This is a genomic window from Streptomyces sp. NPDC012825 (assembly GCF_042900925.1).
Taxonomy (GTDB): Bacteria; Actinomycetota; Actinomycetes; order Streptomycetales; family Streptomycetaceae; genus Streptomyces.
In genome coordinates this window covers 57614-82668 of the sequence record NZ_JBIBBZ010000019.1, presented here as the reverse complement: position 1 = coordinate 82668, position 25055 = coordinate 57614, and the positions used below count along the sequence as shown (strand labels likewise).

General features: G+C 72.1%; 18 protein-coding genes. 10 read left to right on the top strand and 8 right to left on the bottom strand.

Features of this window, described 5'->3' with window-relative positions; translation table 11 throughout:
* Positions 1 to 60 precede the first annotated feature (60 nt).
* The 9 genes from ACFY7E_RS28115 (at position 61) to ACFY7E_RS28075 (ending at position 13216) form a co-directional block, all read left to right on the top strand.
* Positions 61 to 1344 (top strand): HRDC domain-containing protein, encoded by a 1284-nt coding sequence (locus ACFY7E_RS28115; protein ID WP_389489636.1) that lies wholly within the window; start codon positions 61 to 63, stop codon positions 1342 to 1344.
* A gap of 224 nt (positions 1345 to 1568) precedes the next feature.
* Complete coding sequence (locus ACFY7E_RS28110; protein ID WP_389489634.1) at positions 1569 to 2783, top strand: thiolase family protein; 1215 nt, start codon at positions 1569 to 1571, stop codon at positions 2781 to 2783.
* The gene (locus tag ACFY7E_RS28105) at positions 2780 to 4909 is read left to right on the top strand and encodes a 3-hydroxyacyl-CoA dehydrogenase NAD-binding domain-containing protein (RefSeq protein WP_389489632.1); all 2130 of its coding nucleotides are present in this window, start codon (positions 2780 to 2782) and stop codon (positions 4907 to 4909) included. The genes ACFY7E_RS28110 and ACFY7E_RS28105 overlap by 4 nt, the downstream gene beginning before the upstream one ends.
* Before the next feature lie 145 nt (positions 4910 to 5054).
* The gene (locus ACFY7E_RS28100) at positions 5055 to 6110 is read left to right on the top strand and encodes a signaling protein (protein ID WP_389489629.1); all 1056 of its coding nucleotides are present in this window, start codon (positions 5055 to 5057) and stop codon (positions 6108 to 6110) included.
* A gap of 261 nt (positions 6111 to 6371) precedes the next feature.
* Positions 6372 to 8366: a hypothetical protein gene (locus ACFY7E_RS28095; protein WP_389489626.1), complete on the top strand. Its 1995-nt coding sequence runs from the start codon at positions 6372 to 6374 to the stop codon at positions 8364 to 8366.
* Between the two features lie 67 nt (positions 8367 to 8433).
* A complete protein-coding gene (locus ACFY7E_RS28090; RefSeq protein WP_389489623.1) occupies positions 8434 to 9927 on the top strand; it encodes an SDR family NAD(P)-dependent oxidoreductase in 1494 nt (497 codons plus the stop codon).
* A 47-nt stretch (positions 9928 to 9974) separates the two neighbouring features.
* Positions 9975 to 10778 carry a rhamnogalacturonan acetylesterase gene (locus ACFY7E_RS28085; protein WP_389489620.1) on the top strand — a complete coding sequence of 268 codons (804 nt, stop codon included), beginning with the start codon at positions 9975 to 9977 and terminating at the stop codon, positions 10776 to 10778.
* 9 nt (positions 10779 to 10787) lie between these two features.
* Positions 10788 to 11615 (top strand): Ig-like domain-containing protein, encoded by an 828-nt coding sequence (locus tag ACFY7E_RS28080; RefSeq protein WP_389489617.1) that lies wholly within the window; start codon positions 10788 to 10790, stop codon positions 11613 to 11615.
* A complete protein-coding gene (locus ACFY7E_RS28075; protein WP_389489614.1) occupies positions 11612 to 13216 on the top strand; it encodes a glycosyltransferase in 1605 nt (534 codons plus the stop codon). The genes ACFY7E_RS28080 and ACFY7E_RS28075 overlap by 4 nt, the downstream gene beginning before the upstream one ends.
* Here the strand turns inward: ACFY7E_RS28075 and ACFY7E_RS28070 are convergent.
* Positions 13193 to 14380, bottom strand: a complete 1188-nt coding sequence (locus ACFY7E_RS28070) for a hypothetical protein (RefSeq protein WP_389489611.1) — start codon at positions 14378 to 14380, stop codon at positions 13193 to 13195. The genes ACFY7E_RS28075 and ACFY7E_RS28070 overlap by 24 nt on opposite strands.
* Positions 14381 to 14526: 146 nt before the next feature.
* Here ACFY7E_RS28070 and ACFY7E_RS28065 point away from each other — a divergent pair, with 146 nt between their 5' ends.
* On the top strand, positions 14527 to 15621 hold the full coding sequence (locus ACFY7E_RS28065; protein ID WP_389489608.1) for an LCP family protein: 1095 nt from the start codon (positions 14527 to 14529) through the stop codon (positions 15619 to 15621).
* A 64-nt stretch (positions 15622 to 15685) separates the two neighbouring features.
* Here ACFY7E_RS28065 and ACFY7E_RS28060 read toward each other — a convergent pair whose 3' ends face one another.
* The 7 genes from ACFY7E_RS28060 to ACFY7E_RS28030 form a co-directional block, all read right to left on the bottom strand.
* Entirely contained in the window at positions 15686 to 16762 is a 1077-nt protein-coding gene (locus ACFY7E_RS28060) for a hypothetical protein (RefSeq protein WP_389489606.1), read from the bottom strand.
* 109 nt (positions 16763 to 16871) lie between these two features.
* The gene (locus tag ACFY7E_RS28055; RefSeq protein WP_389489603.1) at positions 16872 to 18386 is read right to left on the bottom strand and encodes an amino acid permease; all 1515 of its coding nucleotides are present in this window, start codon (positions 18384 to 18386) and stop codon (positions 16872 to 16874) included.
* Between the two features lie 177 nt (positions 18387 to 18563).
* Positions 18564 to 20510, bottom strand: a complete 1947-nt coding sequence (gene dxs, locus ACFY7E_RS28050; RefSeq protein ID WP_383441322.1) for a 1-deoxy-D-xylulose-5-phosphate synthase — start codon at positions 20508 to 20510, stop codon at positions 18564 to 18566.
* Between the two features lie 235 nt (positions 20511 to 20745).
* Positions 20746 to 22065 (bottom strand): sugar ABC transporter permease, encoded by a 1320-nt coding sequence (locus ACFY7E_RS28045; protein ID WP_389489600.1) that lies wholly within the window; start codon positions 22063 to 22065, stop codon positions 20746 to 20748.
* Complete coding sequence (locus tag ACFY7E_RS28040; RefSeq protein WP_356547418.1) at positions 22062 to 22841, bottom strand: ATP-binding cassette domain-containing protein; 780 nt, start codon at positions 22839 to 22841, stop codon at positions 22062 to 22064. The genes ACFY7E_RS28045 and ACFY7E_RS28040 overlap by 4 nt, the downstream gene beginning before the upstream one ends.
* Before the next feature lie 322 nt (positions 22842 to 23163).
* Positions 23164 to 24228 carry a sugar ABC transporter substrate-binding protein gene (locus ACFY7E_RS28035; RefSeq protein WP_389489596.1) on the bottom strand — a complete coding sequence of 355 codons (1065 nt, stop codon included), beginning with the start codon at positions 24226 to 24228 and terminating at the stop codon, positions 23164 to 23166.
* A 122-nt stretch (positions 24229 to 24350) separates the two neighbouring features.
* A partial coding sequence (locus ACFY7E_RS28030; RefSeq protein ID WP_389489593.1) for an ROK family protein occupies positions 24351 to 25055 on the bottom strand: 705 nt, incomplete at its 5' end.

Sequence of the window (25055 nt, the reverse complement as noted above, 5' to 3'; positions counted from 1 at the left end):
GCACCTGTCGGCGGAACGTTCCGCCGACAGGTGCCCACCGTTCACCGATACCCTTGACGGGTGACCGACGCCCAAGAGACCGCAGCAGACACAGCACTGCGCACCACCGGGGGCGCCCCCCCGGACGACGACGTCCCTGCGAATGGGCTTCCGACCCCGTTGCTGGCGCCCCGCGAGGGGGTGCCGCCCGTCGTCGAGACCGAGGACGCGCTCGCGGAGGTGATCGCCGCCTTCGCCGCCGGAACCGGCCCCGTGGCCGTGGACGCCGAGCGCGCCTCCGGCTACCGCTACGGCCAGCGCGCCTACCTCGTCCAGCTCCGCCGCGCGGGCGCGGGCACCGCTCTGATCGACCCCGTGGGCTGCCCCGACCTCTCGGGGCTCGGCGAGGCGCTGGCCGGCGCCGAATGGATCCTGCACGCCGCCACCCAGGACCTGCCCTGCCTGCGCGACATAGGCATGCGGCCGACCTCGCTCTTCGACACCGAGCTGGCCGGGCGGCTCGCGGGCTTCCCGCGCGTCGGCCTCGGCGCGATGGTCGAGTCCGTCCTCGGCTACGCCCTGGAGAAGGGCCACTCCGCCGTGGACTGGTCGACCCGGCCGCTGCCCGAGCCCTGGCTGCGGTACGCGGCGCTCGACGTCGAACTCCTCGTCGACCTGCGGGACGCCCTGGAGGAGGAGCTCGACCGGCAGGGCAAGCTGGAGTGGGCGCGCCAGGAGTTCGACGCGATCGCCGCCGCCCCGCCCGCCCCGCCGCGCAAGGACCCGTGGCGGCGGACCTCCGGCATGCACAAGGTGCGCCGCCGCCGCCAGATGGCGGTCGTACGGGAGCTGTGGACGGCCCGCGACCGGGTGGCCCAGCGGCGCGACGTCTCCCCCGGCAAGGTGCTGAGCGACGCGGCGATCGTGGAGGCGGCGCTCGCGGTGCCGGTGAACCTGGCCGCGCTGACCGCGCTGACCGGTTTCGGCCACCGGATGGGCCGGCGCCAGCTGGAGCAGTGGCAGGCGGCGGTGGACCGGGCCAGGGCGCTGCCGGAGAGCGAGCTGCCCCAGCCGGGCCAGCAGCCGGCGGGGCCGCCCCCGCCGCGCGCCTGGGCCGACAAGGACCCGGTCGCGGCGGCCCGCCTCTCGGCGGCGCGCGCGGCGGTCTCGGCGCTCGCGGAGGAGCTGAACCTGCCGCAGGAGAACCTGATCACCCCGGACACCGTGCGCCGGGTCTGCTGGGAGCCGCCGTCCCCGGCCGACGCCGACCGCGTCGCCGCCGCCCTGACGGGCCACGGGGCGCGTCCCTGGCAGGTGGAGCTCGTGACCCCGCTCCTGGTGAAGGCGCTGGCGGCGACCGCGTAATCCCGCGAGCGGAGCTTCCGCCCGAGGAGCCCCCGCACCCGGAAGGGTGACGGGGGTTCCGCCGTTTCCGGGCGGGTCCGGCAGAGTTCCCGGTGTGACCTTCGCCGCTTGGCCCCCAAGGGGTGGGCAGCATGGTTACCCGTAAGTAGCATGGGGGGAGCAAGCGCGCGCTTAGGCGTGCGCCGCAGCAGCAGTGCCATCCCGCACCCTGGAGGAGAGCCATCGTGCCTCGTACCGTCAGGGACGTCGTCTTCGTCGACGGCGTCCGCACCCCGTTCGGCAAGGCGGGCCCGAAGGGCATCTACCACGAGACCCGCGCCGACGACCTCGTCGTCAAGGCCATCCGGGAGCTGCTGCGCCGCAACCCGGGCCTCGACCCCGCGAAGATCGACGAGGTCGCCATCGCCGCGACCACGCAGATCGGCGACCAGGGTCTGACCCTCGGCCGTACGGCGGGCATCCTCGCCGGGCTGCCGCAGTCGGTGCCGGGCTACTCCATCGACCGCATGTGCGCCGGCGCGCTGACCGCCGTCACCACGACCGCCGGCTCGATCGCCTTCGGCGCCTACGACGCCGTCATCGCCGGTGGCGTCGAGCACATGGGCCGCCACCCCATGGGCGAGGGCGTCGACCCGAACCCGCGCTTCGTGTCGGAGAAGCTCGTCGACGAGTCCGCCCTCTTCATGGGCATGACCGCCGAGAACCTGCACGACCGCTACCCGAGCATCACCAAGCGGCGCGCCGACGAGTACGCCGTGCGCTCGCAGGAGAAGGCCGCCAAGGCGTACGCCGACGGCAAGATCCAGCAGGACCTGGTGCCGATCTCGGTCCGCCGCACCTCCCCCGAGGGCGGCGAGACGGGCTGGGGCCTGGTCACCGCCGACGAGCCGATGCGCCCGGGCACCACCCTGGAGTCGCTGGCGAACCTGAAGACGCCGTTCCGCGTCCACGGCAACGTGACCGCGGGCAACGCGGCCGGCCTGAACGACGGAGCCACCGCCTCGATCATCGCCTCCGAGGACTTCGCCCGGGAGAACGACCTCCCGGTCAAGATGCGCCTGGTCTCCTACTCCTTCGCCGGTGTCGAGCCCGAGGTCATGGGCTACGGCCCGATCCCGGCCACCGAGAAGGCCCTGGCCCAGGCCGGCCTGTCCATCGAGGACATCGGCCTCTTCGAGATCAACGAGGCCTTCGCCGTCCAGGTCCTCGCCTTCCTGGAGCACTACGGCATCGCCGACGACGACGCCCGCGTCAACCAGTACGGCGGCGCCATCGCCTACGGTCACCCGCTGGCCTCCTCCGGCGTCCGTCTGATGACGCAGCTGGCTCGCCAGTTCGAGGAGAACCCGCAGGTCCGCTACGGCCTCAACACCATGTGCGTCGGCTTCGGCATGGGCGCGACGGTCATCTGGGAGAACCCCCACTGGGAGGGCAAGTGAGCACCACCGCCGAGCTTCTGAAGGGCGCCGCCGAGCTCTTCCCGGACGAGGTCGTCACCAGCGCCCACGTACGGCACTTCGAACTGCCCGCGGGTGCGGGCCGGTTCGCGCTGATCACGCTGGACAACGGCTTCGACCACACCAAGCCGACCACCTTCGGCCCGCAGTCCCTCGCCAACCTGAACACGGCGATCGACCAGGTCGAGGCGGAGGCCGCGAACGGCGAGATCGTCGGCGTCGGCCTCACCGGCAAGCCGTTCATCTTCGCCGTCGGCGCCGACCTCAAGGGCGTCGAGCTGCTGAAGAAGCACGACGAGGCCCTCGCCATCGGCAAGGGCGGCCACGACGTCTTCAAGCGTCTGTCCTCCCTCGCCGTGCCGACCTTCGCGTACTACAACGGCGCGGCCATGGGCGGCGGCGTCGAGGTCGGTCTGCACTGCACCTACCGCACCGTCTCGAAGGCCCTGCCGGCCTTCTCGCTGCCCGAGGTCTTCCTCGGCCTGGTGCCCGGCTGGGGCGGCTGCGCCCTCCTGCCGAACCTGATCGGCGCCGAGAAGGCCGTCTCGGTCGTCATCGAGAACTCGCTGAACCAGAACCGTCAGCTCAAGGGCCAGCAGGTCTTCGAGCTCGGCATCGCCGACGCGCTCTTCGAGGGCGCGGACTTCCTGGAGCAGTCGCTGATCTGGACGGCCTCCGTCCTGAACGGCACCACGACCGTCGAGCGCCCCGAGGTCGACCGCGGCGAGGCCTGGGACCGGGCCGTCGCCAAGGGCCGCTTCGTCGCCGACTCCAAGGTGCACGGCGCCGCCCCGGCCGCCTACCGCGCCCTCGACATCATCGAGGCCGCCAAGGACGGGGACCTCCAGAAGGGCTTCGACGCCGAGGACCGGGCCCTCGCGGACCTGATCATGGGCGGCGAGCTGCGCTCCGGCATCTACGCCTTCAACCTGGTGCAGAAGCGCGGCAAGCGCCCCGCCGGCGCCCCGGACAAGTCGCTGGCCCGCCCGGTCACCAAGGTCGGCGTCGTCGGCGCCGGTCTGATGGCCTCCCAGCTGGCCCTGCTCTTCCTGCGCCGCCTGGAGGTGCCGGTCGTCCTGACCGACATCGACCAGGAGCGCGTCGACAAGGGCGTCGGCTACGTGCACGCCGAGATCGAGAAGCTGCTCGGCAAGGGCCGCATCAACCAGGACAAGGCCAACCGCCTCAAGGGCCTGGTCTCCGGCGTCCTGGACAAGGCCGAGGGCTTCGCGGACGCGGACTTCGTCATCGAGGCCGTGTTCGAGGAGATGTCCGTCAAGCAGAAGGTGTTCGCGGAGGTCGAGGCGGTCGCCCCGGCGCACGCGATCCTCGCCACCAACACCTCCTCGCTGTCCGTCTCGGAGATGGCCTCCAAGCTCAAGCACCCCGAGCGCGTGGTCGGCTTCCACTTCTTCAACCCGGTCGCGATCCTCCCGCTCCTGGAGATCGTGCGCGGCGAGCAGACGGACGACGCCTCCCTCGCCACCGCCTTCGGCGTGGCGAAGAAGCTGAAGAAGACCGCGGTCCTCACCAAGGACGCCCCGGCGTTCGTCGTGAACCGCATCCTGACCCGCTTCATGGGCGAGATCCAGAACGTCATCGACGAGGGCACCCCCGTCGAGACGGCGGAGAAGGCCATCGAGCCGCTCGGCCTGCCGATGTCGCCGCTGGTCCTCCTGGAGCTGGTCGGCCCGGCGATCGGCCTGCACGTCTCCGAGACGCTGAACCGCTCCTTCCCCGAGCGCTTCACGGTCTCCCCCAACCTGAAGGCGGTCGTCGAGGCCGGCAAGCGGGGCTTCTACGTGTACGACTCCGGGAAGCCGGAGCTCGACCCCGAGGTCGCCGCCCTCCTGAAGCAGGGCGACACCGTCCTGACCGAGGAGCAGGTCCGCGACCGCGTCCTGGACGCGGTGGCGCAGGAGATCGGCCTGATGCTGGAGGAGGGTGTCGTCGCCGAGGCGCAGGACATCGACCTCTGCCTGATCACGGGCGCGGGCTGGCCCTTCCACCTGGGCGGCATCACGCCGTACCTGGACCGCGAGGGCGTCTCCGAGCGCGTCAACGGCAAGCGTTTCCTGGCGCAGGGCGTGGCGAGCGTCCCGGCGTAACGCGCACCGAGACACGGCGGATGCCGGCGGCCCCTCTCCGGGGTCGCCGGCATCCGCCGTTCGCGTGCGGGGAACGGTCGTTCGACGCTCGCCCGAAGGGTGACAGAATGACGGGTCTTGTCCTCGGGAGAACGGTTTCCGCACCATGGCGCACCCCGGTTCCGGCTCCAGTCGGCGCACCCTCCTGATCGCCGGCACGGCCGCGCTGGCCGCCGGCGGGCTGGGCGGACTCGCCCTGTGGGGCGACGCCAGGACCGAGGACTCCAAGAACGTGCCCGCGCCCGCGCTCGCGGGCGGCTTCGACATCGCCCGGCCGACCCGGCTGTGGCGGCCCACCGCGCTGAGCGACACCACGGGGCCGCAGTCGCTGGCCTTCGACGACGTGCGCCAGGACGTGTACGCGGTGCAGCTGGTGCAGGGCGGGCTGACACTGGCGGACGACGAGGACGAGCCGGTCGACGCGGACCGGCGCAAGCGCGACGGGGACCTGTGCGTCACCCGGTTCTCCCGCTCCGGGGAGCGCCTGGGGCGGATGTACCTGCGGGGCTTCGGCCACGGGCTGTCGATGGGGGTGGAGCCGCGGGGCGACACCGTCCTGCTCTGGGTCGAGTCCCGCCCGAAGTCGGGGTACGGGCGGGCCGTCGCCCGGGTGCGCTTCGCCGACGGCACGGTGCTCGACGGCGACGACCCCGCGGTGCGGCACCACCCGATCGCCCCGGAGGGCGCCACCCGGGTCCACCCTGCCGTCGACATGGCCGGGGACCGGCTCCTGGTCGGCTACCGGCAGGGGGCGGTGCGCGGATACACCGTGCACCGCCTGCGGGACGTGGTCGCGGACGACTACACCCCCGTGCACCGGATCGCCCGCACCCCCTACCTGGAGGACGAGACCTTCCAGGGGTGCGCGCTGTACGGGGACCACGTCTACCAGCTGACCGGGAACCCCTACAGCAGGGCCGACGGGAGGAACCCGCGCGATTCCGGCGGGAACACCTTCGTCTCGGCCGTCGACGTGCGGACCGGCGCCCCGGCCGGCCGGCAGCCCGTGACCGTCGACCGCGAGCTGCGGTACCGGGAACCCGAGGGCGTCGCCGTGCGGCTGGCCCCCGATCCGGTGCTCTGCATGGGCTTCTCGGTGAAGACGGCGGACCGCCGCAAGCTCGCCCTCTACGGTTTCGCGCCCCACACCGCCGGTCACTGAGGGTGCCGACTCCGGCGCTTCGGGTGAGCGGTTGTAGGCGGTGAGGACACGCTTGCGGAAGATTTTGATAACCATTCTATGACCTTTGCCGCCAGGTTCACCTCTCCGACCGTTCCTGTGCGTTTTCCGTTCACATCGGCCCTATGATTTGCGGACGCTTACAGCATCTTCACAAGTCGACTGGTACGCCCCCACCCATGGCGCAGTCTCAACGCGCAATGAGACGCACCGCGCTCAGGGCAGGGAGGGGCCGGTACGGCCATGAACAAGCAGAAGAGCCAAGCCCTTCTGGGCTTCCTGATCACGGCCGTCCTCGTCCTGAGCTTCTTCGGCATGATGATCGCGGTCGTCCTCCCGTCCCTGACGGTCTTCGCCGCCTCGGCCGCCGCCAGCTACCTCGCCGACCTGCTGCTGCACAGCGCCCGGTCCACGGCCCTGGACCGGCTGCGCGACTCCCGCTTCGGCCTCACGATCCGCTTCATCATCCGCCAGTTCCTGCTGCTCGGACTCTGCGGCGCGATGGGGAACATCGACTCCTTCGTGGTGCAGATGACCGCGGTCGGGCTGCTCATGCTGTTCGCCCTCCAGCTGGTGTACGGCGCGCTGCTCAAGCACGTCCGCAAGAAGCGCCAGGAGCTCCCGTACACCACCCGCGGGCTGGACATGGAGGGGCTGGGGATCCGACGCATGCCGCACCCCTTCCTCATGGACAAGTACGTCCGCAAGACGCTGCACCTGGACGTCCCGCTGTTCGCGGGCGCCCTCGGCACGATGGCGACCGACAACTGGCGGTACGTGACCTACGGCGGCATCCTCTCGGTGTCGGTCGCCTACCTGGCCGTCCTGGTCCTGCTGCCGGGCGTCCGCAACGCCCTGATCCTGCCCTCCGCCGACGAGGCCGTCGACGAGCTGAACGAGGAGCTCGCCCGCTACCGTCCGCAGGTCGCCCTCTACTTCACCTTCGCCGCCGTCTCCCGGGACTTCATGTACCAGGTGAACATGTGGCTGGAGTCGCTGGAGTCGCTGGACCTGCGCCCCGTCATCGTGCTGCGCGAACGAGCCACCCTGCGTTACCTGGACGCCACCCCCGTCCCCGTCGTCTGCGTGCCGAAGGCCGAGTACCTGGCCCGGGTCGAGATGCCGGAGCTGCGCGTCACGCTCTACCCCGGCAACGCCGGCAAGAACGTGCACATGCTCCAGCGCCACGACGTCAAGCACGTCTTCATCGGCCACGGCGACAGCGACAAGGCCGCCAGCAGCAACCGCGTGAGCAAGGTCTTCGACGAGATATGGGTGGCTGGCCGCGCCGGCCGCGACCGCTACGAGCGCATCAAGCACGCCGTGCGCCCCGACCAGATCGTCGAGGTCGGCCGCCCGCAGCTGATGTCCCTGCACCGCTGGACCGGCCGCCCGGCCCAGCGGATCCCCACCGTCGTCTACGCGCCGACCTGGGAGGGCTGGACCGACGACGCCTGCTACACCTCGGTGATCCCGGCCGGCGAGAAGCTGGTCGAGAGGCTGCTCGCGCACGAGAGCCGACTGCGCGTCATCTACAAGCCGCACCCCCTCACCGGCACCCGGTCCGCCGCCGCCGCCGCGGCGCACCGCCGCATCATCGCCCTCCTCCAGGAGGACAACGTCCGGCGCCTCGGCCGGCAGATGACCGACTCGAAGGCCGCCGCGCGCAAGCTGGAGCGGATCGACAGGCGCATCGCCGACCTGTCCGAGCGCGGCGTCCGCTCCCCGTTCCCCGACCTCGGCGAGGCCGAGCGGACCGACCGCATCCGGCGCAACCGCGACCAGGCCGGGGAGCTCTACTGGAGCGCCGTGCCCGACGAGGCCCACCACGTGGTCCTGGACCGGATCCCGGCGCTCAACGACTGCTTCAACCACTCGGACCTGCTCATCGGTGACATGTCCAGCGTGGTGTCGGACTTCGTCGCGACCCGCAAGCCCTACGCGATCTTCAACCTCGAAGGCCTGCCGGATCAGCAGTTCCGCGACGAACAGCGGACCGCCTACGCCTCCTACCTGCTCGACCCGGAGTGCAACGGGCTCGACGAGGCGCTGGACGCGACGCTGAACCCGGAGCGCGACGGCATGGCGCCGCACCGGGAGCAGCTCAAGGAGTACCTGCTCGGCCCGGACCACCCGCCGTCCGTCGTCCGCTTCAACGACGCGGCGAACGACCTCTACGCGCGCGGTCTGCGGGACTTCCCGATCGAGCACCCCGACCACGCCCAGGTCGACGCCTAGTCCGCGCCGGGCTCCCCCCTTCCGCACGTCGCCTTTCGGCACCACCCTCACCTTGGAGACCGGAGCTGTGACCACCCCCTCCCCCCGCCGCCGTACCGTCGCCGTCGTCCTCGCCGGCGGCACCGGTCAGCGCGTCGGACTCGCCATCCCCAAGCAGCTCCTGAAGATCGCGGGCAAGTCGATCCTCGAGCACACGCTGTGCATATTCGAGAACTCCCCCTCGGTGGACGAGATCATCGTCCTCATGACCGCCGACCACACGGCAGAGGCCGAGCGGATCGTCGCCGCGGCGGGGTTCGAGAAGGTCTCCCGGGTGCTGCCGGGCGGCTCGACCCGCAGCGAGACCACCAGCATCGCCATCCGGCACGTCTCCGAGGGGCTCGCCGAGGGCGAGGACGTCAGCCTGCTGTTCCACGACGCCGTGCGCCCGCTGCTCTCGCAGCGCGTGGTGAAGGAGTGCGTGGAGTCGCTGGAGCGCTACCAGGCGGTGGACGTCGCCATCCCGTCCGCGGACACCATCATCGTGACCCGGACCCACGGCATCGACGGCGAGTTCATCACCGAGGTGCCGGACCGCTCGCGCCTGCGCCGCGGCCAGACGCCGCAGGGCTTCCACCTGTCGACCATCCGGCGGGCCTACGAGCGGGCCCTGGCGGACCCGTCGTTCGAGGCCACCGACGACTGCTCGGTCGTCATCAAGTACCTGCCGGACGTCCCCGTCCACGTGGTCATGGGCGACGAGTACAACATGAAGGTCACCCAGCCCGTCGACGTCTTCATCGCCGACAAGCTGTTCCAGCTGGCCTCGTCGACGGCTCCCGCGCCGGCCGGCGAGGAGTCCTACCGCGAGGCGCTGACCGGCCGCACCGTGCTGGTCTTCGGCGGCTCGTACGGCATCGGCGCGGACATCGCCCGGCTCGCCGAGGGCCACGGCGCGACGGTGTACGCCCTGGGCCGGTCCACCACGGGCACCCACGTGGAGAACCCGGAGCACATCGAGGCGGCGCTGGCGACGGCGTACGCCGAGACCGGCCGGATCGACTACGTGATCAACACGGCGGGCGTGCTGCGCACCGGCCGCCTGGCCGACACCGACGGCGACGCCATCCGCGAGGCGACCGAGGTCAACTACGTCGCCCCGGTGAACATCGCCCGCTCCTCGTACAAGTACCTGGCGGAGACGCACGGCCAGCTGCTGCTGTTCACCTCCAGCAGCTACACCCGCGGCCGCTCCGAGTACAGCCTCTACTCCTCCACCAAGGCGGCGGTGGTCAACCTGACCCAGGCGCTCGCCGAGGAGTGGGCGGAGGACGGCGTCCGGGTCAACTGCGTGAACCCCGAGCGGACGGCCACCCCCATGCGCACCGCGGCCTTCGGCCAGGAGCCCGAGGGCACCCTGCTCTCCTCGGAGACCGTCGCGCGCAGCGCCCTCGACGTGCTGCTGTCCGGGATGACGGGCCACGTCATCGACGTGCGGCAGCAGAACCCGGCCTCCGCGAAGTCGGGCTTCGACCAGGCGATCGCGTCGGTGCTCAGCCGACAGGAGACCCAGGAGCTCTGAGCTCCGGGCCGCCGCCTCGGGGCGGGACACGGGAGGGAACGCAGGACATGACGTACGACGACGGACGAACGGGCCACCGGACCAGGATCTTCCTGTCCGGCGGCTCCGGAACGGTCACCCGGCCCGTGAGCCATCTGCCCATGGCCGGATGGGGGCAGGCCCTCGGCCTGTTCCTCACCGACGAGGTGGAGGTCGTCAACTGCTCCCGGGGGCGGGCGAGCACGAAGAGCTTCCGGGAGCGGGGACGCCTCCAGTGGATCCTCGACGCCATGGCCCCCGGCGACTACCTGGTCATGGCCTTCGGGCAGATCGACTGGAAGCCCGACCCCGGTCTGCACACCGAGCCGTTCGAGGACTTCATCGAGCACCTGCGGGCGTACGTCACGGGGGCCCGGGAGCGTCAGGGGCACCCCGTCCTGATGATGCCGTTCGAGCGGCGCCGGATCGACCGGCACGGCAACGTGAGCCGGTTCCTCGGCGACTACCCGCTGGCCATGCGGCAGCTGGCACAGGAGGAGTTCGTCCCGCTCCTCGACGTGTACGGCCAGAGCCTGCGGTGGTGGGAGGAGCTCGGCCCCGAGGAGACCAAGCACGTCTTCACCTACCTGCGCCCCGGCGAACCGCTCCTGCCGGTCGTGCAGGACGCCGACAACGTCCACCTGCGGGCCGAGGGCGCCGTGGAGGTGGCCCGGTTCGTGGCCAGGGCGCTGGTGACGCAGCAGCTGATCCCCGCGCACTGGGTGAAGGACCTCGACCGGCGGACCTTCTCCTACGACGAACTGGGCTGGCTCGACGACGCCACGTTCCAGCACCGCACCACGTCCCGTGTCGCTCCCGTCCGCGATCTGTGAGGCCGGCCCATGAACCACCTGCTGTGCAGCGGCAAGGCCGTCGGCACCGAAGACGACCTGCCCGGCGTGGCGCACGCCGCGCTCTACTGCTCCGTCCCGCCCTTCAGCGGCGTCGCCCCGGGTGACGTCGTGCAGCTCGCGCTGTCCGTGGCCGTGGAGAACGCCCCGTTCGGCTACGCCTACCTCCAGGAGAAGTACTTCGCCGACGCGGCGGAGGTCCTCGCGTTCCAGCAGATGGAGTACTTCCCCCGGCAGCGCTGGTACCGGGTGCGGGCCGAACCCGGCGCGAACGGCGTCGGGTTCCTGTCCGTGCGGGTGAAGCGGCCCCGGAAGAACGAGCCCCGGCTGCGTCCGCAGATCGCCGTGGCCGTGCCGGGGCGGGAGTCCGGCAAGAAGGTGCGGACCGCGTCGCTGCGCGACCGGTCGCTGCTCATCCACACCCTGTTCGCCCCCGGGCTGCGGATCGTCACCGGCCCCGGTGTCCCGGGGTCGGCCGACGCGCTGGCGGCGGTCCCGCCCGGCAGCGCGCCGGCCGGGGTGACGCAGCCCCGGCACGGCACCGCGCGGTTCGACCCGGACGGGACGCTGACCTACCTCCCGTACCAGGGCTTCACCGGCTACGACCGGTTCGAGTACACCGTCACGGGACCGGAGGGCGAGAAGGTCACCGCTCCCGTCAACGTCCACGTGGGCGGCCTGGAGGGGCGCGCCGGGGTCTTCCCCGAGCGGCAGCGGCTCACCACCGAGTTCCGGAGCTGGCAGTGGCCGGAGCTGACCGGCGCGATGCCGTGGCCCGAGGCCGCCCGACCTTCTCGGAACGGACAGGTACCGGCATGACCCACCCCTCACCCGTGCGCCCCGGCGACCTGCGCGACGTCACCGTCGTCCTGCACGTCCGGGACCAGGCGGACACCCTGCCGGCGTGCCTGGACTCGCTGTTCGGCCAGACCCTCGGTGCCGAGCGCATCGAGGTCGTCGCCGTCGACGACGGCTCCGCGGACGGCGGCGGCTCCCTGCTGGCCCGGGCCGAGCAGGAGCGGCCCGGACTGCTGCGGGCCGCCCGGTTCCATCGGGGCGCGTCCACCGCCGAGGCCCGCAACTGGGCCATGGGCCAGGCCACCGGACGCTACCTGCTGTTCCTGACCGGCGCCGACCGGCTCGCGCCCCGGGCGCTGGAGCTGATGGTGGCCTCGGCCGACGACAACGAGGCGGACGTGGTGCTGGGCCGCCTGGAGAGCTCCGGCTCCCACCCCGTCGCGACCTCGATGTTCCGCAGGTCCCAGGGCTCGGTGGACCTCTACGGCTCGCGCGTGTACTGGTCCCTGACGCCGGAGAAGCTGTTCCGGACGAGCATGGTGCGCCGCTGCGGCCTCGAATTCCCCCTGGACGCGCCCTTCGGCGAGGACCAGGTGTTCACCGCCGCCGCGTACGTCCGCGCCGACTCCGTCGCGGTGGTCGCCGACGAGCCGTGCGTGGTCAAGGGGCCGCCGGCGGCCGGGGCGGCGTCCCCGGCGCAGCGGATCGCGCTGGCCGGCCGGATGGTGGGCCTGCTGAACTCGATGCTGCCCGCCGGACCGCGCCGGGACCTGCTGGTCTCGCGGCACCTGGAGACGGACCTGGGCGAGGCGACCGGCCGGACGCTGCTCGCCACGGAGCGGCCCGCCGACCGGGAGCACGCCCTGTGGGCGGCCGCCGAGCTGCTGCGGGGCGCCGTCCCCGGGAGCGCGCTCGCGCTGCTGCCGAGGCCGCTGGCCGTCCGGTACGCGCTGATCGCGGCCGGTCACCACGCCGAGGCCGAGCGCATGGCGGCGTACGAGGCGGACACGTCCCGTCCGGCGCCGAAGAAGACGGTCGAGAACGGCCGGGTGTACACCCTGCTGCCGTACTTCCGCGATCCGTCGGTGGGGCTGCCCGACGAACTCTTCGACATCACCGACAGGATGACGGTGAACCAGCAGCTCACCGGGGCGCGGTGGAACGGCTCCCTGCTGCTGCTCGACGGCCACGCCTTCTTCGAGCAGCTCAGCACGCGGGAGCGGGCCACGAAGGTCGTGCTGCGGCACCGGCCGACGGGCGCGGAGGAGCGCTTCTCGGTGACCGCGCGGCGGGACGAGACCCTGGTGAACAGCAAGGGCAAGACCCGGGCGATGGGCCGGTTCTCCGCGCGGATCAACCTGCGGCAGATGTCCGACGGCCGGCCCCTGGCCCCCGGGGTCTGGGACGTCCATCTGTCGGTGAGCTTCGAGGGCGTCACCCGGGAGGTCCGGCTCGGCCGCCGGCGCTCCGAGGACGTCGACGTCGTCAGCCGGGCGCCGGTGGTCTTCGCGCCCTCCCCGACGACGCCCGGCCACGAGCTGGCGGCGACCCCGTTCTACACCCCGGAGGGCGACCTCTCCCTCGAAATAGCGGAGCGGCTACCCGTGCCGTCCGGCCGCTGACGGCGCATGCGTGCCCTCTCGGTTCCACGGTCCGAACGCGAGGCCGTCCTGGGTGAGGTCCTGGCGGGTCAGCACCAGGGCCCCGGTCCCGTCGAGCGCGGCGACGACCACACGGCCCGCGCCGTCCACCCCCGGCTGGGGGGCGACGAGCGGCGTCCCGGGGTCGCCGACGGGCGCCCACCAGGTGCCGTACTCCTCGTTCCCGGTCACGTGGGCGGCGACCTCGACGGCGCCGTGGGCGCCGGTCTGGGCCAGCACCGTGCAGTCGTGACCGCCGACGGGGGCGCGCGTCACGCCCGGACGGCCCCGGCCCCCGGCGCCGCCGAGCGGCAGCAGCCGGCCGGACCCGCCGTCCCCGGCGCGCCAGGCGACGAGCGAGTCGTCGCCGGGGTGGCGCCAGATGTACGTGGCGCGCTTGCGGCCGGTCTCCAGGGCGGTCGGGGTGCCGTCGACCACGGGCGTGCCGAAACGATCCCGCAGTTCGAACCCGCCGCCCCCGGCCCCCGCCCAGCGGTCCACCGAGCCCTCGTGGCCCACGGCGAGGACCTCGAGCGGGCCGCCGGTGGGCATGGCCGCCGTGAACTCCCCGGCGTACGGGCGGTCGGTGACGCGCTTCCAGCGGCCCCAGCGGCCCTCCCCGGTGCGGCTGCGCCGGAGGATGCCGGTGCGCGGCAGGGACACCAGGACGTGGACGGAGCCGGACACCTGGTTCACCACCACGACCGGCCCCGCGGCGACCGCGTCGGCGACGGCGCCCTCCTCCCCGGACGGGCGGGGCACCCCGAGGTCGTACCAGTCGGCCAGCGGGCGGCCGGTCTGGTACTGGGTGCTGACGACGACGCTCGGGAGGCCGCCGTCCTCGGGGACGCGCAGGCCCGCGAAGTACACGTACCCCTCGCGGCTGCTCGCCAGGGACAGCGGCCCGGCCCAGCCCGGCGCCTCCGTCGTGTACGGGCCGTCGAAGGTCCCGTGCGCGGTCTCGGTCCAGCGGACGGGCCCGGCGGCGGAGGTCGCGTACGCGGTCAGCCGGCCGTCACCGCCGGTGAACAGCCAGCGGCCGGCCGGGGCCGGGGCCGGCGGGGTCCCTCCGGCGGAGGGGGCCCGGTGCGCGGCCGCACCGGCCCGCGCGCCCCTGCCCCTGTTCCTGCCACGGATCACGACCATCGTCCGTCCCCACGCCTCTCCGTACGCGACGGGGCCCGTTCCACGCTCCACCGCGCGGTCACGAGCGGGCACCGGCCCGCGGCCCCCGACAGCACAAGAACGTCATCCTATTCACTTCGTTTCCGACGGAAGAGACCCGATCGCTCATGACCGACCTCCACACCCCGGCCGGCACCGCTTCCGCGCCGCCCCCGGAGCCCCGCGGCAGGCGGCGCGGAAGCGCTCCCAAGAGGCGCCGTCCGCTGCGGACCGTCCTGCTGACGCTCCTGGTCCTGGTCCTGGCCGCGGGCGGCGGCCTGTACTGGATGTACGACAGCCTCGACGGCAACATCAAGGGCGTCGACATCGACAGGGCGCTCGGCGACGACCGCCCGGAGAAGCTGCCCACCAGCGGGCAGAACCTGCTCGTCCTGGGTTCCGACTCGCGGGCGGGCGCCAACGGCGACCTGGCCGGCGGCGACGCCGGCGGGGGCCGCTCGGACACCACGCTCGTCGTGCACGTGCCCGAGGGGCGGACCGAGGCCGTCGCCGTGAGCATCCCGCGCGACACCCTGGTCACCCGGCCCGAGTGCGTCCGCGGCGACGGTTCGTCCGCGCCCCCGGCCGAGCGGGTCATGTTCAACTCCGTCTACGCCCAGTTCGGCCCGGCCTGCGTGGTCAAGACCGTGGAGTCGATGTCCGGGGTCCGGCTCGACCACTTCCTGGAGATCGACTTCGCCGGCTTCAAGGACCTGGTCGACACCATCGGCGGGGTCACCGTGGACGTGAAGCAGCCGATCGACGACGAGCGGAGCGGCCTCCACCTCGCCGCCGGCCCGCAGCGGCTCGACGGCACCCGGTCCCTCGCCTTCGTCCGCACCCGCCACGGCGTCGGCGACGGCAGCGACCTCGGCCGGATCAGCCTCCAGCAGCAGTTCCTGACCGCCCTCCTCTCCGAGGTCAAGAAGCAGGACCTCCTGGGCAGCCCCGCCAAGAGCTACAAGATCGCCGACTCGGCGACCAAGGCGCTCACCACCGACTCCGCGCTGGCCTCCCTGACCGCGCTCAGCGAGTTCGGCCGGAGCCTGAACGGGGTCGACCCGCAGAACATGGAGACGATCATGCTGCCGGTCGCCTACGACAAGAAGGACCCGAACCGCGTCGTCGCCGCCGAGCCGAACGCCTCCCGGCTGTGGAAGGCGGTCCGCGAGGACACCGAGATCCCCGAGTCCGCGAGGAAGTCCCCCGCCACGGGCGGCTGACCGCGCGCGGGTACGCCGGTGCCCCGGGCCCCGTGGGGGGTCCGGGGCACCGGCGCGTCCGGGATCAGATCCGCGTCCACGCCCCCAGGGCGAAGCCCGGCCCGCTCTCCTGGCGCGCCACCACCGGTTCACCGGCCGCGACCGCCGCGGCGACGACACCGCCGGAGGCGTCGTTCGTCAGGACCGGGGCGGCCTGGACGGCGGGGCCGGACGGGGACCAGCGCAGCCCCGCCACCTCCCACTCCGCCGGGTAGGCGGCGAACGCCGTCCGCCCCGAGGCGTCGCACTGGGCGATCAGCGTGTGGTCGGCGCCGTCGACGAGACAGCGGGCGGCGGTCAGCGGGCCGGTGCCGACCGCGTCGGCGAGGGGCGTGGGCTTCAGGGACCGCTCGGGCGACCAGGCGCACACCCTCCTCTCCTCGTCCACGTAGAAGGCCGTGACGTGCCCGGAGGGACCCCGCACGGCCGCCAGGGTGCCCATGCTGACGGAGGCGGGGAGGAGCTCCTCGCGGATCGGCTTCGCCCCGGACTCGCGCTGCACGTAGCGGACGAGTCCCGCGGCGTGCGAGGAGTACAGCTCGACGAGGCCGGAGCCGTTGGTGACGGCCACCGGCAGGGAGTCGGTCCTGGAGCCGAGGAGGTCCCACCACGGGTGCCAGCCGCCCGCGTCCTTCTGGGCCCGCACGCTGACGCCGCCGCCGCCGTTGCGGCAGAAGACGTACGCGCGCCCGATGCCGTCCACGGCCACGGAGGGGGTGCCGGTCCACCGGTAGGAGGCGCCGTTGGGGTGGGTGATCGAGCGCCACTCCACGGCCGGGCGGCCCGTCTGGTACTGGGTGGTGTGCACCAGCTCGACGTGGTCCGGCTCGCCGTCCGCCACGGGCCGGACGCCGACGAGGTGGACGTATCCGTCGGCGCCCTGGCCCACCGAGAGGCCGGGCAGCAGCGTGCCGCCGCCGAGCGACACGGGCCCGCTCCAGCCGCCGTCGACGCCCTCCGTCCAGCGCACCACCTCGCCGTCCCGGGGCAGGTAGAGGCTGAATCTGCCCTCCCTCCCCCGGGCCAGCCAGGAGCCCCGCGGGCCGGGGGCGGTGGAGGAGCCGTGGGGGTGGGCGGCGGAGGCCTCGGATCGATTCGCCATGAGGGGTGCAGCGCTCCGGTATCGGGGGGTGCGGGTCGGGTACGAGCCGACTGTAGCGGCCCCTCCGGGCACCCTTCCCCCCGCCCGCTGTACCGCTCCCGGCGGCCCCTCAGTACCGGGCTTCCCGGCCCGCCCGGCCCAACCGGCTGTGACTCCGGCCGTACAGGAAGTACACGACGATGCCGATCGCCATCCAGACGGCGAACCGGAACCAGGTCTCGCCCGGCAGGTTGAGCATCAGCCAGAACGAGGCCGCGATGGAGACGACCGGCAGCACGGGCACCCAGGGGGTGCGGAAGGCGCGCGGCAGGTCGGGGCGGGTGCGGCGGAGCACGATGACTCCGGCCGCGACCATCACGAAGGCGAAGAGGGTGCCGATGTTCACCAGGGTCGCCAGCTCGTTGATGCTGGTGAAGCCGGCGACGATCGCGATGATCACACCGAGCAGGATGGTCGGCCGGTACGGGGTCTTGAACCGGGGGTGGGTGACGGAGAAGAAGCGCGGCAGCAGGCCGTCGCGGCTCATCGCGAAGAAGACGCGGGTCTGGCCGAGGAGCAGGATCAGACAGACCGTGGTGAGGCCGACGGCGGCGCCGAAGCTGATCACGCCCGCGTAGAAGGGGTGGCCGGAGGCTTTGAACGCGTCGGCGAGCGGGGCGCTGACGGACAGCTCCTTGTAGTTCTGCATGCCGGTGACGACGAGTGAGACGGCCATGTAGAGCACGGTGCAGACGAGGAGGGAGCCGAGGATGCCGCGGGGCATGTCCCGCTGCGGCAGCTTGGTCTCCTCGGCGGCGGTGGCCACCACGTCGAAGCCGATGAAGGCGAAGAAGACGACGGAGGCGGCGGTGAAGATGCCCATGACGCCGAAGTTCGTCGGCTCGTAGCCGAAGATCAGCTGGACCAGCGGGGAGTCCCAGCCGGACGCGCCGCCCTCGGGGGTGACGGCGGGCGGGATGAAGGGCTTGTAGTTGTCGCCGACGATGAAGAACAGGCCGGCGACGATCACGATCATCACCACGGTCACCTTGATCGCCACGACGAGCGCGGTGATCCGGGCGGAGAGCTTCATGCCCAGGACGAGGACGACGGTGATGGCGAGGACGAGGAGGAAGGCCAGGACGTCGAAGGTGCCGCCCGCGACGTCCGGGCCCTCCAGCGCGGCCGGCAGGTGCCAGCCGATGTTGTCCATGAGCGAGCGGACGTAGCCGGACCAGCCGACGGCCACCACCGCCGTGCCGAGGGCGAACTCCAGGACGAGGTCCCAGCCGATGATCCAGGCGGGCAGTTCGCCGATGGAGGCGTACGCGAAGGTGTACGCCGATCCGGCCACCGGCACCGTCGAGGCGAACTCGGCGTAGCAGAGGGCGGCGAGGGCGCAGACGATGCCGGCGGCGACGAAGGCGAGGGCCGTCGCCGGGCCGGCGTTCTCCTTGGCGACCTTGCCGGTGAGGACGAAGATGCCGGTGCCGATGATGACGCCGACGCCGAAGACCGCCAGGTCCCAGGCGGACAGGGACTTCCGGAGGGCGTGCTCCGGCTCCTCCGTGTCCCGGATCGACTGCTCGACCGATTTGGTCCGGAACACACCGGAGTTCGCCCGTGGCTGCTGGTCCGTACTCACCGTGGTACCTCCGCGCTCCGCCCGACGGTCGGTCTCGGTGCCCCCGCGGGTCGGAGGCTGTGATGACGTCTGCCCGGACAGAGCCCAGAATGCACGCGAACGGGCCGGTCGGCACCCGGGAGGGTGAGCCGACCGGCCCAAAGGGTGGTGCGGAGGTGGTACGGAGGCGTCGCGGGGTCAGTCGCGGGCGGGCTCCGCGGTCCTGGCGCCGCTCTTCTCCGCGCTCTCCCCGGCGCTGTCCTCGTACCTGCCGTCGAGGCGCGAGACCAGACCGGTGACCTGCCGGGCGACGTCCGGGGCGGTCAGGCCGATCTCGGCCAGGACCTCGGCGCGGGAGGCGTGGTCGAGGAAGCGCGGCGGGATGCCGAAGTCGCGCAGCGGCACGTCCACGCCGGCGTCGCGGAGCGCCTGGGCGACGGCCGAGCCGACGCCGCCGACGCGGCTGTTGTCCTCGACGGTGACGACGACCCGGTGGCGCGCGGCGAGCGGGGCGAGGGCCTCGTCGACGGGCTTGACCCAGCGGGGGTCGACCACGGTGGTGGAGATGCCCTGCCGGTCGAGGAGGTCGGCGATCTCCAGGCACATCGGCGCCAGGGCACCGACGGAGACCAGGAGGACGTCGGGCCTGTCCGTGCCCGGCTCGCGGAGCACGTCCATGCCGCCGACGCGGCGCAGGGCGGGGACGGCGGGGCCGACCGCGCCCTTGGAGAAGCGGACCACGGTGGGGGCGTCGGTGACCTCGACGGCCTCGCGCAGCTGGGCGCGGACCTGGTCGGCGTCGCGCGGGGCGGCGAGCCGCAGGCCGGGGACGACCTGGAGGATCGACATGTCCCACATGCCGTTGTGGGAGGCGCCGTCGGTGCCGGTGACGCCGGCCCGGTCGAGGACGAAGGTGACGCCGCACTTGTGCAGGGCCACGTCCATCAGGACCTGGTCGAAGGCGCGGTTGAGGAAGGTGGCGTACACCGCGAAGACGGGGTGGAGGCCGCCGGTGGCGAGGCCGGCCGCGGAGACCGCGCCGTGCTGCTCGGCGATGCCGACGTCGAAGACCCGCTCGGGGAAGGCCTTGGCGAACTTGTCGAGGCCGACGGGCTGGAGCATGGCCGCGGTGATGGCGACGATGTCCGCGCGCTCCTCGCCGAGGGCGACCATCTCGTCGGCGAAGACGCCGGTCCAGTCGGCGCCGGAGGTGGCGATCGGCAGGCCGGTGTCGGGGTGGATCTTCCCGACGGCGTGGAAGCGGTCGGCCTCGTCCTGGAGGGCGGGCTGGTAGCCGCGGCCCTTCTCGGTGAGGCAGTGGACGATGACGGGGCCGCCGAAGCGCTTGGCGCGCGTCAGGGCGGACTCCAGGGCCTCGATGTCGTGGCCGTCGATGGGGCCGACGTACTTGAGGCCGAGGTCCTCGAACATGCCCTGGGGGGCGATGAAGTCCTTGAGGCCCTTCTTGGCGCCGTGCAGGGTCTCGTAGAGGGGCTTCCCGACGACCGGGGTGCGCTCCAGGATGTCCTTGCCGCGGGCGAGGAAGCGCTCGTAGCCGTCGGTGGTGCGCAGGGTCGCCAGATGGGTGGCGAGGCCGCCGATGGTGGGCGCGTAGGAGCGCTCGTTGTCGTTGACGACGACGACCAGCGGGCGGTCCTTGGCGGCGGCGATGTTGTTCAGCGCCTCCCAGGCCATGCCGCCGGTGAGGGCGCCGTCGCCGATGACGGCCACGACGTGGTCGTCCTTCTTCAGGACCTCGTTCGCCTTGGCCAGGCCGTCGGCCCAGCCGAGGACCGTGGAGGCGTGCGAGTTCTCGATGACGTCGTGCTCGGACTCGGCCTGCGAGGGGTAGCCGGAGAGGCCGCCCTTCATCTTGAGGCGGGAGAAGTCCTGGCGGCCGGTGAGGAGCTTGTGGACGTAGCTCTGGTGGCCGGTGTCCCAGAGGACCCTGTCCTTCGGGGAGTCGAAGACGCGGTGCAGGGCGATGGTCAGCTCGACCACGCCCAGGTTGGGTCCGAGGTGCCCGCCGGTCTTGGAGACGGCGTCCACGAGGAACGTCCTGATCTCGTCGGCCAGCTGGTCCAGCTGTTCCGGGGAGAGCCGGTCCAGGTCTCGCGGTCCCCTGATACGGGTCAGCAGAGCCACCCGTTCCTCCTTGCGTTTGAGCTGGTCGAGCTTGCCGGTCTGTCGAGTCTAATGTTCCGTCTTGGATCGCGGGCAGCGGGCCGGGGGGTGAGGCGTCACTCCGACGGCTTACGGTCCGATGATCTGTACGGCCCCGTACGGGCGTGTGCCCTGGTCCGGACGCACCGGTGCCCGGCGCCGGTTTCACGGCGCCGGGCAGGTGTGGCGAGCGTTACGCGTGCGCGTGGCGTCCGCGCTAGGCGCGTCCGGCCGTCTTCTGGGTCTTGCGGGAGACGGAGTCGATGATCACGGCGATGAGCAGGACCGCTCCGGTGATCATGTACTGGATCGCGTTCGAGGACAGGTTCATCTGGTTGAGGCCCTGGACGATCGACTGGATGACCAGGATGCCCAGGAGCGCCGACCAGACCTTGCCGCGTCCGCCGAACAGGGACGTGCCGCCGATGACGGCCGCGGCGATGCACATCATGAGCTGGTTGCCGCCGCCGAGGGAGCGGTCGGCGCCGCCGGTCGCGGAGGCGAGGAACAGGCCGCCGATCGCGCCCATGGTGCCGGAGATCATGAAGACCGAGATCCGGATCCAGGAGACGTTGATGCCGGCGCGGCGGGCGGCCTCGATGCCGCCGCCGACCGCGAAGACCTGGCGGCCGTAGGTGGTGCGGCGCAGGACGAAGTCGGTGACGAGCAGGATCACCAGGAAGATCACCAGGGAGAGCGGCAGGCCCTGCTCCTGGTTGAAGCCGTACGCGGCGACGAGGACCAGGACCGCGAGGACGACGGTGCGCAGGATGATCTCGCTCTGCGGGCGGTGCGGCAGGTCGGCGGCCCTGCGGCGGTGCGCGTCGCGGAACTGGGCCAGGTAGAAGGCGGCGATCACGACGGCGGCGAGGCCGTAGGCGGCGGCGACGTCGGAGAAGTAGTACTTCGTGAGGTCGTTGACGAAGCTGCCGATCGGGGTGGAGATGGTGGAGCGCTCGCCCATCACCCAGGTCTGGAGGCCGGCCCAGCCGAGGAAGCCGGCGAGGGTGACGACGAAGGCGGGCACGCCGATCTTGGCGAACACGATGCCGTGGAAGGCGCCGATCAGGGTGCCGGACAGGATGCCGAGGAGGATGGCGAGGCCGTCGGGCATGTCGGTGCCGAGGACGCCCCAGACGGAGCCGGCGAGGCCGGCCACGGAGCCGACGGCGAGGTCGATCTCGCCGAGCAGCAGCACGAAGACGATGCCGACGGCCATGATGCCGGGGCCGACCGCGTACAGCGTGATCTGGTCGAGGTTGTACGAGGTGATGAAGTTGCCGGTGAGGGCCTGGAAGACGACGCCGATGACGATGAGGCCGACGACGACGGGGAGCGAGCCGATCTCGCCGGAGCGGATCTTGCGCTTGAACTCGTCGACGTAGCCCTTGAAGCCCTGCTCGCGGACGAGGAGGCGGGGGTCGACGGCGGGGACCGCCGCGGCGGCGGGGGCCTCGGTGGCCGGCGCGTCGGCGTCGGGGGTGCGGGGCTCGGGCACGGCGGCCGGGTCGCTCGCGGTGGGAGGGGTCTTGCTCACTTCGCTACCTCCGCGTTGCGGGCCTGGCGGCGGGTCACGGCGTTGTCCGTGGCACCGGTGATCGCGGCGATGATCTCTTCGTGCGTGGTGGTGGCGACCGGGAAGGTGCCGTTGTTGCGGCCCAGGCGGAGGACGGCCACGGTGTCCGCGACGGCCTTGACGTCGGCCATGTTGTGGCTGATGAGGATGACGCCGAGGCCCTGCTCGCGCAGCCGCTCGACCAGGTCGAGGACCTGCGCGGTCTGCTCGACGCCGAGCGCGGCGGTCGGCTCGTCGAGGATCACGATCTTCGGGTCGCCGACCAGGGCGCGGGCGATGGCCACGACCTGCCGCTGACCGCCGGAGAGGGCGGCGACGGGGATGCGGACGCTGGGGATGCGGATGGAGAGGGTGGAGAGCAGGTCCTTCGCGCGCTTCTCCATGGCGACCTCGTCGAGGACGCCGCCCTTCTTGATCTCGCGGCCGAGGAACAGGTTGGCGACGACGTCGAGGTTGTCGCAGAGCGCGAGGTCCTGGTAGACGGTCGCGACGCCGAGGTTCTGGGAGTCCTGCGGGCGGGAGATGTCGACCCGCTCGCCCTCCCACTCGATGACGCCCTCGTCGATGGGGTGCACGCCGGCGATCGTCTTGACGAGCGTGGACTTTCCCGCTCCGTTGTCGCCGACGAGCGCGACGACCTCACCTGCGTGGACTTCGAGATCGACACCGGAGAGGACCTGGACCGCTCCGAATCGCTTGAAGATCCCGCGCAACGCCAGCACGGGCGTCTGGGACACGTGAACCAACTCCTTCGCCGCCCGCGGACGGCGGCACGTCGCGCCGCGGGTGCGGCGCCGACACAAGTTCGAGAGGGGGGTGGGCTGCGTCCGGTCCCCGGGCCGACAGCGGGGTCTGGGTCGGCCGGGGACCGGACGGGCTCGGGGGAACGGATCCGGGTCCGTCACCGGTCGTCGTACGGGGTTCTTCACCCTCTGTACGCGGGTGTCGGCCGCGCGGCGGACGCCGTCCCGGTCGGGGGACGGCCGGGGTGCCGCGCGCGGCCGGACCGGGATCCGTGGCGCCGGGCCCGCGAGGGCCCGGCCGGGGGACGAGCGGGGGTTACTTGACGCCCAGCTCGGCGCACTTGGCGGCGAGGTCCGCGGTGCAGAGGTCGGCGGCCTTGTAGATGCCGTCCTTGACGACCGTGGTCTGGATGTTGGTCTTGTCGACCACGACCGGCGGGAAGAGCGTGGACGGGACGCCGTCGGTGTCGCCCTGGGCGCCGAGGTCCTTGCCCTGGAGCAGGTTCACCGCGAACTTGGCGGCCTCGGGGGCCAGCTGGAGCGGCGACTTGTAGATGGTGAAGGTCTGGGTGCCGGCGATGATGCGCTGGACGCCCGCGACCTCGGCGTCCTGGCCGCCGACCGGGATGCCCTTGATGCCGGCGTTCTCCAGGGAGGTGACGATGCCGCCCGCCATGCCGTCGTTGGCGGAGTAGACGGCGCCGATCTTGGCCTTGCCGACCGAGGAGATCGCGGCGGACATCTTCTCGCCGGCGATCTTCGGGTCCCACTCGCCGGAGGCCTCGTAGGCGATCTTGCCGACCTTGCCGTCGAGGGCGGTGTGGGCGCCCTTCTTGAACAGCGCGGCGTTCGGGTCCTTCTCGTCGCCGTTGATCATCACGACGTTGGCGGAGGCGGCCTTGGCGCCGAGCGCGGCGAGGAGGGCCTGGCCCTGGAGCTCGCCGACCTTGTTGTTGTCGTGGCTGACGTAGGCGTCGGCACCCTTGACGGCGCGGTCGTACGCGACGACCTTGACGCCCTTGGCCTTGGCGTCCTTGACCCAGCTCTCGGCCTTGGTGGCGTCCACCGGGTCGAGGGCGATGACCTTGATGCCGTCGGCGATGAACTGGTCGAACTGCTGCTTCTGCTTGACGACGTCGGAGACGGCGTTGTTGTAGACGACCTCGCAGTCGCCGCACGCGGCCTTGACGGCCTTCTCGAACTGCGGCTTGTCCAGGGCCTCGTAGCGCGAGGTCTTGTTCTCGGGAAGGAGCAGGCCGATCTTGGTCGAGCTGCCCTTGTCGCCGCTGTCGTCGCCGCCGGCCTGGCCACAGGCTGCGAGCGAGAGGGCCATCGACACCGCGGCCGTGGCTATGACGGCGCGACGCGTCACTGCGTTCATTTGGGGTTGCCTCCCTGACGAGGCCGCGACGTTGCGGCCGAGGTGGCACGAAGTCAACTCGGCCGCAACGTTGCCGTCAAGAAGTAAATTCTTAACGAGATGACAACGGTGGTGTTCGTTATCTAAGTGAAGGCAAGCCGGGAGGCCGGACCGGCGGTCGGCAGCGCACTCTCCAACAGGGTCGAATCGCCCATTTCGCTCAGGACGAGGGCGAGGGCGCCGAGCACCTCGGCGCGCCCTCCGAGGGCCCCCTGGGCCAGCGAGAGCTGCCGGGCGGCACTGGGGATCGCGTACCGCGAGACGGAGTCCCTGATGGGCGCCAGGACCAGCTCACCGGCCTCGGCGAGGTCGCCGCCGAGCACCACCCGGCTGGGGTTGAGGAGGTTGCAGAGGTTGGCGATGCCGCTGCCGATGTGCCGTCCGACGTCCGCGATCACCCGCCGGCAGCCGGGGTCGCCCTCCCGGGCCAGCTGGACGACCCGCTCCATGGTCAGGTCGGGCCCGTGGCTCGGCCGGAGCAGCGGCAGGACGTAGCGGGCGGCCGTGAAGGTCTCCAGGCAGCCCCGGTTGCCGCAGCGGCAGACCGGCCCGGACTCGTCCAGGGTGATGTGCCCGATCTCCCCCGCGGTGCCGCCGGGGCCCCGGTAGACCCGTCCGTCTATGACCAGGCCGGCGCCGACGCCGCTGGCCACCTTGATGTACGCCAGGTCCTTGACGCCCCGGCCGCCGCCCCAGACCAGCTCGCCGAGCGCGCCGAGGTTGGCGTCGTTGTCGACGTGCACGGGGACCCCGAGGCGGCCCGAGAGCTCCTCGGCGGGGTTGATGCC